11 protein-coding genes are annotated in these 8,508 nt (G+C 59.0%); 4 read left to right on the forward strand and 7 right to left on the reverse strand.

Annotated features, from left to right (window positions below; translation table 11 throughout):
- Together EN991_RS13585 and EN991_RS13590 are read right to left on the reverse strand one after the other, a co-directional pair.
- Positions 1 to 612: plasmid partitioning protein RepB C-terminal domain-containing protein (locus EN991_RS13585; RefSeq protein WP_127368941.1), on the reverse strand; the 612-nt coding region annotated here is incomplete at its 3' end.
- Positions 612 to 2,177, reverse strand: a complete 1,566-nt coding sequence (locus EN991_RS13590) for a recombinase family protein (RefSeq protein ID WP_245460960.1) — start codon at positions 2,175 to 2,177, stop codon at positions 612 to 614. The genes EN991_RS13585 and EN991_RS13590, both read right to left, overlap by 1 nt.
- A gap of 268 nt (positions 2,178 to 2,445) precedes the next feature.
- Between EN991_RS13590 and EN991_RS13595 the strand changes: the two genes are divergently transcribed.
- From EN991_RS13595 to EN991_RS13605, 3 genes are all read left to right on the forward strand, one after another.
- A complete protein-coding gene (locus tag EN991_RS13595) occupies positions 2,446 to 2,760 on the forward strand; it encodes a YMGG-like glycine zipper-containing protein (RefSeq protein WP_127368942.1) in 315 nt (104 codons plus the stop codon).
- Between the two features lie 175 nt (positions 2,761 to 2,935).
- Positions 2,936 to 3,550, forward strand: coding sequence for a methyltransferase domain-containing protein (locus tag EN991_RS13600; protein WP_127368943.1), 615 nt, complete (start codon positions 2,936 to 2,938; stop codon positions 3,548 to 3,550).
- 105 nt (positions 3,551 to 3,655) lie between these two features.
- Positions 3,656 to 4,027, forward strand: a complete 372-nt coding sequence (locus EN991_RS13605; protein WP_127368944.1) for a nuclear transport factor 2 family protein — start codon at positions 3,656 to 3,658, stop codon at positions 4,025 to 4,027.
- Positions 4,028 to 4,272: 245 nt separating this feature from the next.
- Here EN991_RS13605 and EN991_RS13615 read toward each other — a convergent pair whose 3' ends face one another.
- From EN991_RS13615 to EN991_RS13635, 4 genes are all read right to left on the reverse strand, one after another.
- Positions 4,273 to 4,584 carry a hypothetical protein gene (locus tag EN991_RS13615; protein WP_127368951.1) on the reverse strand — a complete coding sequence of 104 codons (312 nt, stop codon included), beginning with the start codon at positions 4,582 to 4,584 and terminating at the stop codon, positions 4,273 to 4,275.
- Between the two features lie 222 nt (positions 4,585 to 4,806).
- Positions 4,807 to 5,016: a hypothetical protein gene (locus EN991_RS13620; protein WP_127296082.1), complete on the reverse strand. Its 210-nt coding sequence runs from the start codon at positions 5,014 to 5,016 to the stop codon at positions 4,807 to 4,809.
- Between the two features lie 970 nt (positions 5,017 to 5,986).
- A complete protein-coding gene (locus EN991_RS13625) occupies positions 5,987 to 6,250 on the reverse strand; it encodes a hypothetical protein (protein ID WP_127368945.1) in 264 nt (87 codons plus the stop codon).
- Positions 6,251 to 6,623: 373 nt separating this feature from the next.
- Complete coding sequence (locus tag EN991_RS13635) at positions 6,624 to 6,929, reverse strand: hypothetical protein (RefSeq protein ID WP_127296085.1); 306 nt, start codon at positions 6,927 to 6,929, stop codon at positions 6,624 to 6,626.
- Between the two features lie 187 nt (positions 6,930 to 7,116).
- Here EN991_RS13635 and EN991_RS13640 point away from each other — a divergent pair, with 187 nt between their 5' ends.
- The gene (locus EN991_RS13640; protein ID WP_127368947.1) at positions 7,117 to 7,548 is read left to right on the forward strand and encodes a hypothetical protein; all 432 of its coding nucleotides are present in this window, start codon (positions 7,117 to 7,119) and stop codon (positions 7,546 to 7,548) included.
- Positions 7,549 to 7,796: 248 nt separating this feature from the next.
- On the opposite strand, the gene EN991_RS13645 is transcribed toward EN991_RS13640, so the two are convergent.
- A complete protein-coding gene (locus tag EN991_RS13645) occupies positions 7,797 to 8,294 on the reverse strand; it encodes a metallophosphoesterase family protein (protein ID WP_127368948.1) in 498 nt (165 codons plus the stop codon).
- Positions 8,295 to 8,508: the final 214 nt, after the last annotated feature.

Here is an 8,508-nt window from a genome sequence, read left to right on the forward strand (position 1 = left end):
GTTCTCAATGAGGCGGCGCGCTATCACAAGCTTATGACCACGCAGCTGGTTCTTTTGATAGGCAAGCTGAAGAACAGCCTGGATCCTGGGCTCGTCTGCGCTGGAAATATCGACTGCTACCGACAGCGGGATCTGGCCGGAGTCGACGGCCCGCAGAAGGCGCTGCTCGCCTTGCGACAGGAGGCGTGAAACTCCTCTGACATATTCGGTCGAAAGACCGATCTTTTCTGCGATGTCGGCGTCCGAATAGTTGCTTTCTTTCAGCCGGCCGATGTCGCGAAGAAGGTCATAAGCGGTGTGATACCGGCGAGCACAATTTTCCACCAAGCCTTTGAGCAGCGCCTCGGCGTCAGTTGCCTCTATCACAAACGCCGGAATCTCGGTCTGGCCAAGCAACCTGAAGGCCTCGATCCGTCCCTGGCCGCACACCAGGTCGTGCGTGAAAGCGCTTTCGTCGACATTCCTCGTGGTCACCGTGATGGGACGCTTCAGGCCGACGCTCTTGATGCTGTCGACAATGTCCTGGAAGGATTTCTTGCCTCGCGCACGCGGGTTGGTGATGTTGATCGCGTCAAGGCGCAGGAGCGAGATTGGTCTGTTGGCGGTGACCATCAGCGAGCGGCCGAGATGGCGTCGCGTTCGGCCAAGGCGAACAGCGGATCCAGCGATTTGTAGAAGAAAGTGTTGAATTCCAGCCTTTTGTTCAAGGCGCAGTTTAAGGGCTTCCCGCCAATCTCATTTGCTGGCGCAATCAGATAGTCGAGGATCGTCTGGTTATCCGGGCTCATGCGGATGGCCACTTTCACGTCCGCAGCGGGACCCCGTTGCGCAGAGGCCACCCAATGAGGATAGCCGTATGGCGTGTTGCGACAGCGACCCATCGCAATGGCTACGGTGAATTCATCGTTGACGCGAAGCACGCCGAGAGCACTCTGACGCACCGCAGTTCCGCCCGCCCGCTCGATGGTCGCGATTGTCGTATGCACGACTTCTGCGAAGATCTCACGAAGCCGCCTTCTGATATCAAGAAATCGATAGTTCTGAGACGGATCGTATCCAACGAGCTTGTAGGCCCGCAGCAGACTGCCGAATTTTTTCCTATAGCGGCTGCTTGGCGGACAGTCAGCCGCCGCGTCAATCATCGGGCCTGAAAGGGTACCGCGCCTCTTCAGAAGTTGGGCGAGCACAACCAACATCTGATCGTTGCTCATCTTAGATGAGCGGGCGTCGGCTATGGCCTGAGCCCGTTCGAAAAGTTTACGCTCTACAATGGGTTCAAAAACGCCATCGGCGCGCACCAATTGGGCAGGACCATTGGTCACCTTCCTTTGCTTGAGCTTGAAGGACTGCCGGTTCCAGACGTTGTTGCCCACATACTTCTCGTTGCTGAGTATCTGGTGAATGGATTCGCGTTTCCACGATCGGTTGAGATCGGTGACCACTCCCTTGGCATTCAACGACCGCGCAATCTGAAGCTCGGTCCGACCAGCCTTCACGTATTCATTATAGATCCAGCGCACCGTCGCAATTTCATCAGGTGGTCCAGGCACGAGGATAACCCGGTCCGTCTGGAGGCTCTTGTACTCTTTGAGAGCGAGCATGATCTTTGTGCGCCCATGCTGGTCGATGAGCCGGCGCCTCAGGCCCAGGCCGGACGACCCTCCCTGCCGGTATCCCATTCGAATGAGCCTGGACTGGCCGGCAAACACCTTGACCGACAACACCCGACTGTGCTCGGCCGCCATCGTGCGCTTTATCGCCTTGAGCAGGTCTGATCCGATGCTGCCATCGTTTGCAAACTGTTCGCCACAATATTCAATTCGCACTCCGGCAACGCGACACCGATACTCGTACGACGCACTCTCATCGGGGTTCGGGAATCGCCCCCAGCGGCTCACGTCGTAGACGATGACGATTTCGAAATCTGCGTTCTTCGTTTCGACATCCGCCAACAGCCTTTGCAGGCCGGCGCGACCTTCAAGATTCAAGCCGCTGCGACCCGCGTCCTCGTATGTGGCCACGATGTCGTAATTCATCGCATCCGCGAATTCACGGATTGCATCCTTCTGATTGTCAATCGAGTAGCTCTGGTGGTCAGTGGACATTCGCACGTATTGAGCTGCGCGCACGCGTTGTGCGTTCTCAGCAGGTCGACGGACCGTGTGCGCCTGTTCCATCATTCAGTGCCTGAAAGGCAGATTGAACGTCCGCTTGGACCGGCAATCCTAGCGGTATGAGGCTACAATCCCGTTACACATTGATCGACACTTTGTATCGAATGAGACTTGTTGCCATAAACCGAGAAGCGCGGAAAATAGCAGGCAGACTCCTATCAATACCCGAGAAACCATGTCTTTTATCGTGAGGGCTCGTGCCCCCGTTCCGCCGCATTGCGGCCGCACGGGACGAGCCATAGGGATTTCAGGCATTCAAGGGAGACGTCAGATGAATTTTCGCAAAGCCATAGCCACCGTGCTGATGACCGCAGCACTGGCGGGGTGCGCGCAGACCGAAGGCCAGCAGCGGGCCGGAACTGGCGCTCTGATCGGCGGCGCCGGCGGCGCCCTGGTCGGTCAGGCCATCGGCGGCAACACCGAAAGCACGCTCATCGGCGCTGCCGGCGGCGCCCTGCTCGGCGCCGTCGTCGGCTCGGCCACTACGCCGCAACGGCGCGGCGAACAAATGTGCCGCTACCAGGACCGCCGCGGCCGCATCTACACGGCGCCGTGCGACGACAGGTACTATAACGGCGATTATTAAGCAGAGGGTAGTCTGCCCATCCGTTGTCTGAGTGGGAAATGGGAACGGTTCCGTTGTAGGAATAGCCCTGGTCGTACATTTTTTCTGATCGCGCCGCCGGCGGCGGCGCTGCGTTGTCATCTTTTGCCCATAACATAGTGCTACCAGCAAGGACGGCGGGGTTCTGGAGGTCGTTATGACTGATAGCCTTGCCGGCACCCTGAAGAGTCGTGGCAAACAGGCAGCCAAGCGGCTGCTTGGCTACGATTCCCGCAACTGGCTGCGCATCCGCCAGATCGAGGCATTCACGCTCTTTCTCGAAGCCGGCAACCGCAAGGCTGCCGACGTGATCGAGATCTCGCCCGGCTGGAACCGCACCTGGCGGGCGATGTGCCCCAATTACCGCTCGGTCGATTTCCCCGCCTTCGACATCTGCAGGGACCGCACCGACGAGCAATATTCCATCGTCATCGCCGACCAGGCGCTGGAGCATGTGCGCCGGCCGCAGGCGGCGGTGGAAAACATCTACGCCATGACCCGACCGGGCGGTTGGGCGATGGTGGCGACACCCTTCCTGTTTCGCGTCCACGCTAGGCCGCACGACTACAACCGGTGGACGCCCGCCGGCCTCAAGCAGCTGATGGTCGAGGGCGGCTTCGCGGAAGTCAACGTCAAGGTCCACGGCTGGGGCAACAAGGCCTGCGCGAGGGCCCATATCGGCGGCCCGGTCCGCGCCTATGGCCTGTGGCGGGATCTCCGTAATGATGAGGAATACCCGCTGATGGTCTGGGCGTTCGCTAAGAAGGGGTGAGTGGCGGAAGCCGCGCTCCATCCCGGTCATAGCCAGGGTGTCTGGCTGGACACTTGACCGGATCTGCCGCCAGTGACCTACTTCGAAATTCGAGGAGCCTCGCGAATGGACATTCGAGCCACATTGACGGAGCTGTGCGAGGCCTTCAACGCGCACGACCTCGGTCGCATTATGGCGTTCTTTGCCGACGACTGCGTTCTGGAGATGCCAAGGGGCGTCGAGCCTTGGGGAACGCGCTTCGAGGGCAAGCGCAGCGTGCGAGACGCGCTTGCGACACGCTTTGAGGGTTTGCCCGATGTGCATTACGGCAATGGGCAGCACTTTGCGGACGAGGCTGCCAACACGGGCATGTCGAAATGGACCCTCACCGGCACCACCCGCGAGGGCGTCAAAAAGGAAGTTCAAGGTTGCGACTTTTACACATTTCGCGACGGAAAGGTGATCCGCAAGGATTCATATTGGAAGATCGTGGAGTAGGGGTTGCCAATTCCTGTCTGATCTTTTCGTCGTCCCGCATCCACCGCCATATTCACCCACCAAGGGTTAGCCTCGCGCGACCACGCAATGACGCCAGCATGCTTGTCCGCCAGTGTCTTGGCAGTGCGCATCGCTCTGTCCACTCGGCAGCTCTGCCCGGCCCGACGATGGGTTGGAGGTCGCCGGTCTCATTGTCGAAGGCCGTGGTTGCGATCAGCCTGGGTGGCTTTGGGTTGGGAGAGCAATTATTTGACATGCAGGGTGTCTTTCACCAACAGCCGGTTAAAGTTGGGTGGCGCAGGGGGAAGAATCTCTGTCATCTCGAACAGAGGCACAGGGACTTCCCGCTCCGGTGCTTTCTGCTTGGCCTTCAGGTCCGTGATCTCCTCGTCCCGCCTCGCAATCCGGCTTTCCAGATTGGCAATTCGCTCCGCAAGGAAATAGCGCCCAACGGCAAAGCCGCCGCCGCCGAACAATACGGCAGACGTAGCAAAAGCCAGCGGGTTAGTCGCCACCAGCGCAGAGTTGCTTTGAATGAAAACGATAAGGTCATGCATGGCCAAAGAGCACTCCTGTCACGCCGGGAACAATTCACACTGCCGGTTGTCGCGCAAGGGATCGTAATACCAAGTCGCATCCGGCCAGCTTATGGGCAATTTCGTCCTCCGGCCTTGCCCTGCCGTGCGGAGCGCCGCGAGTGCGTCAGGACTCGTTCCATTCATCCGCGCTATCGTCGTCATCGTAGGGCGGGACGGGATCAGTTCGCAATGTCCACGCAGTCATCCCACGACGGGGGGCGTATCGTCATAGCCAATGGAGACTATCCCCGGATGCCTGTGGGCTATAGCGAGTATCTGAGTCTCTAGCTCGCAGTTGTAGGTCATCAGCGCCTTCACGGTCTCAAGTGGGCTGTCGTAGCGGGCGATAAGCTTCACGGCTTCAGAGTGCAGCTCGGCTTTGGCCTCGGCGTCCAGGTACATCGTTCCCATCTCGGTTCTCCTTGCGTGTCGTAGGCGTGATGTAGTGAGCGCCATTGAGCAGCATTATCCCTTTGAGCGCCTTTATGTGGACTGCGATGATCAGCATAAGTCTGGCGGGCGGCCTCTCCGGCATGCGCAGTGAACAAAAAGGGAACATATATGTCAAGCACGAATCCATTCCTGTCTTGACGTTGCCCGCGAGAAGTCGGTCAGAGTATGCTGCAGCCACCCTCAACGGGCACACGGCTTCGCTCGGTCCTTAACCCGCACTGGTTGAGCACTGAAGCGTACGTGCCCGCTCATCGTGCCTTGTTCCATCATCACGAACGAGCCTCGCAAGCCGGATCAGATCGATTGTGCCGCCAGTAAGGCTCGCGGCCTTGCATTGACGGTGCTCAGCGCATTCAGGAGCAATCCTGAATCGTCGCTTCAAGGCTGGTCGCCACGTATGCACCGTTGTCCTTGCGTCCTTCACCGCGACTTCGTTGAAGGGCTGAGCCCAGAATGTTGCGCATTGCGCTGGTCGTGCAGTGCCTGGAGGTACGCGTGCTTGTCGCGCAGCACCGGGTAATTCCAATGTCCTGCTCACCTCGGGTCAGAGGAGGATCCGTTGGTGGTGGTGGATAGCTGCCGGCGATTTCCGACAACAGCATGCCCGCCGCGCTGTGGCGCACCTCGTGAATAGCCGACCGAGAAGCGATTCACGGCGAGCGAAAGCATCGAACGCCGAGAGCGTGCACACGGGGCATCCGCATGGCCACCGAAAGGTGGCATATGCGTGAAGTGGGGACGACCAGGGCCGGTCTCCACGGGCGAAGAGCGTACGCTGTCGAAACGTGGCAGGGTTCTGAGCGGCCCCTTGCAACCCCTATGCAAGCGTGGCTGAGCGCGCGCGAGAGCCCGCCCATCGGGCGCGTGATGCGCGACCTCGCTAGTCGGCCCTCATAGCTGCGGAAGCGCTTGCGCCATTCCTCGCAGCTCAGAGCCCGAGGGTCTGACCCGTTTCCATCCGAAGGAAACCTGCCGGCGAATTCCGCAACACCGAGTCTTGGAACGCCTCGACGGCAGAGCCGTGGGTGATATCGACCAGCACGGCCGCTGCGGCTTCAACCTTATCGGCCGCTTCGTCTACCTTGTCGAAACGCATCAGCATTCGATCGTGTAGCATCGACAACCGCGTCGCGTGATAAAGCACGCTGCGCTTGTGATAGTCCGAGTCCAGCGGCTCAAACAATATTGTCATGACGACAAATCCTCCGTTTCATTGCGATAGGAGGTCATTTGATGACGCCCCGTAACGATGCTGGTTTGGCGCTCCCGGCCTCCATAACGCAGTGTCGGGCTGCCCGAATCCTGCAGCACAAGGCAATATTGACTGCGACGCCATTTTCCCGGTCCGTTTCCTCCTTCGCGCGCGACAGCGATTTCTCGGCTCGTTTGACGCGTAACCTTGCACGTCCAAGTTCGAAATCAAGACTTTCAGCCATTGTTGCGCTTCCAATTCGGTTGCGGTCCCTTCGACCGATAAAGTACGTCTGTTCTGTTTGGTTCCGGCCAACAAGAGCAATCGCGACCCGGCTCCCAGTTTTTAACAGGAGCCAGGCAAACGACTTATCTTAGTCGTCGTTGTCCTCGATGATCACGTGGCGCCGGTGATGGCGGCGTTCGATCGAGCCCGTGGTGACGACCACGTGATCGCGGCGATGGTGCTTGCGATGCCAATGGCGCTGGCCGTTGTCGTAAAAGGCTTCCGTGCCGTGACGGCGATGGTGAAGGCGAGCTCCATCCTCGTTGATGACGGCAATGCGGTTGTTATGGTGACGGTGATGCTTGTTCGTGGTGATGACGATTGAGTCCGCCGAAGCCACGGCAGGGGCGGCCAGGCAAAGGGCCAGCGCGCCCAGAATCAGGGTGGTTCTCATTTTCAACTCTCCAAGGAATTAAGATGCCCTTCGGTCAATAAACATCGTTTGCGCGCTTTGGTTCCTGAAGGTCAGCACGCAGTCATCGCGATCCATTCTCGGGTAAGGCCGCCTTATCAGCTCTTGTCAGCGCCTCGGTGCGCGATAATTTTTGTGGGGAAGGGACTTCAATCAAAAGGAGCCGACGATGGAACACCAAACTCTAAGCCAACTGCAGACAATTGCAGAAGTAGAACCCCTGTCGACATACCCGATCATGACCCGCCAACAGCGCATCGAGCGCTGGGCTGAGTTGCTGGAACAACATCCCGAGCGACGCCTGAGAGCGCTTACCGGCACTGAGTATCTGAAGCGGGAAGCTCGCGACGCAGCGCGCGGCGAGGGCTCGCCGATTACAGTGGCTTTCGAGGACCCGCTACTGCGTGCGTTGGGCCTGAAGGATGACACCTATGGGGAAGCAAAACGCTTCTTCGAACTGTCTGACGGGGAATTGCATGGCATCGTCTGCAGTTGCCATGTCGGAACCATGTTCAGAGGGCAGTGGGCTGCCGCTAGAGTCCGTCGGTCAATCGGAGGGAACAGGTTTCTTAAGTGGGTTAGAGAGAGAATGTGGCACTGAGGTCGCCAAGGACGGCGATTGAAGCTCGTTCCGAGATGAACGACTGGCGCGCCAGCGCTCCGCCGTGGTGACGACGGGGCCGACGCCTGTCCCAAGGTAGTGACGGCTGTGCAGACGGGTGGCGCGCTCCTCGGTCCCGCTTTACTGCAGTCCAGGCAAGGCTGCATACGCCTGGGGCGGGATTCTGGATTCTTCTTTGCGGCTAGCATCACCACGTGACGACGTCGATCGTTCGGCCATCTGCTGCGCTAACCTCGGCGGCGCCTGGCCTGAATGGCAGCAAAAGTCACTGGGCGAAAATCCCAGGCGTCGACCCCGACATCGTGCTGGCGCGTCATTGGCTTCAGCCGGCCATGAGAATGGCCGTGCAGGTTTATTGATTTCTTGCCGATCTGGTTCCAGGTGCGGAACGGGTAGTGGCAAAGAACCAGGAAACTGCCCTCGACAGTTAGCTCCTTGTAGTGTTGCACGCTAGCCCAAGCCGAAGCGCCGAGCGTTACCACGCCGTCGTTGTTGCCGATGATCAGGTGCTTGGTGCCGTGGAGACGGGACAGCAGCGAAGACACTGTCTCGGCAGATCCCTTGGCGAAGTCGCCGAGGTGCCAAACCTCGTCGCTTGGAGCAACAGTCTCGTTCCAAAGTTCAATCAGTGCTTGGTCATGCCCCGCCAATGAACTGAAGGGGCGGGGGGCAAGCCGCAGAATACGGGGATCGTTGAAATGCGTGTCGGAGGTGAAGAAGATCATGCGCCGCCGCTGGCTGAGACGAGCGATCGACGATCGCTTCTAAGTTCGGTTGCCGGAGCTCCTTTTGGGTCCATCATCGATCCTGATTTGGGCTTCCCTGAGCATCTTGAGTGCCTCCTCCTTGGTGAGGCCGCACTTGCGCGCAAAGTAGAGCGCTTCGATCGCCTGTTCACGATCCGCCGTGGCTTCTGAGGGCTGTTTGGGCTTCTTACCC

The sequence above is a fragment of the Mesorhizobium sp. M7A.F.Ca.US.005.03.2.1 genome, assembly GCF_003997795.1.
GTDB lineage: Bacteria > Pseudomonadota > Alphaproteobacteria > Rhizobiales > Rhizobiaceae > Mesorhizobium > Mesorhizobium ciceri.

Coding starts and splice junctions, on each gene's coding strand:
- EN991_RS13590 (WP_245460960.1), bottom strand. CDS start 2,177: ATGGAACAGGCGCACACGGTCCGTCGACCTGCTGAGAACGCACAACGC.
- EN991_RS13595 (WP_127368942.1), top strand. CDS start 2,446: ATGAATTTTCGCAAAGCCATAGCCACCGTGCTGATGACCGCAGCACTG.
- EN991_RS13600 (WP_127368943.1), top strand. CDS start 2,936: ATGACTGATAGCCTTGCCGGCACCCTGAAGAGTCGTGGCAAACAGGCA.
- EN991_RS13605 (WP_127368944.1), top strand. CDS start 3,656: ATGGACATTCGAGCCACATTGACGGAGCTGTGCGAGGCCTTCAACGCG.
- EN991_RS13615 (WP_127368951.1), bottom strand. CDS start 4,584: ATGCATGACCTTATCGTTTTCATTCAAAGCAACTCTGCGCTGGTGGCG.
- EN991_RS13620 (WP_127296082.1), bottom strand. CDS start 5,016: ATGGGAACGATGTACCTGGACGCCGAGGCCAAAGCCGAGCTGCACTCT.
- EN991_RS13625 (WP_127368945.1), bottom strand. CDS start 6,250: ATGACAATATTGTTTGAGCCGCTGGACTCGGACTATCACAAGCGCAGC.
- EN991_RS13635 (WP_127296085.1), bottom strand. CDS start 6,929: ATGAGAACCACCCTGATTCTGGGCGCGCTGGCCCTTTGCCTGGCCGCC.
- EN991_RS13640 (WP_127368947.1), top strand. CDS start 7,117: ATGGAACACCAAACTCTAAGCCAACTGCAGACAATTGCAGAAGTAGAA.
- EN991_RS13645 (WP_127368948.1), bottom strand. CDS start 8,294: ATGATCTTCTTCACCTCCGACACGCATTTCAACGATCCCCGTATTCTG.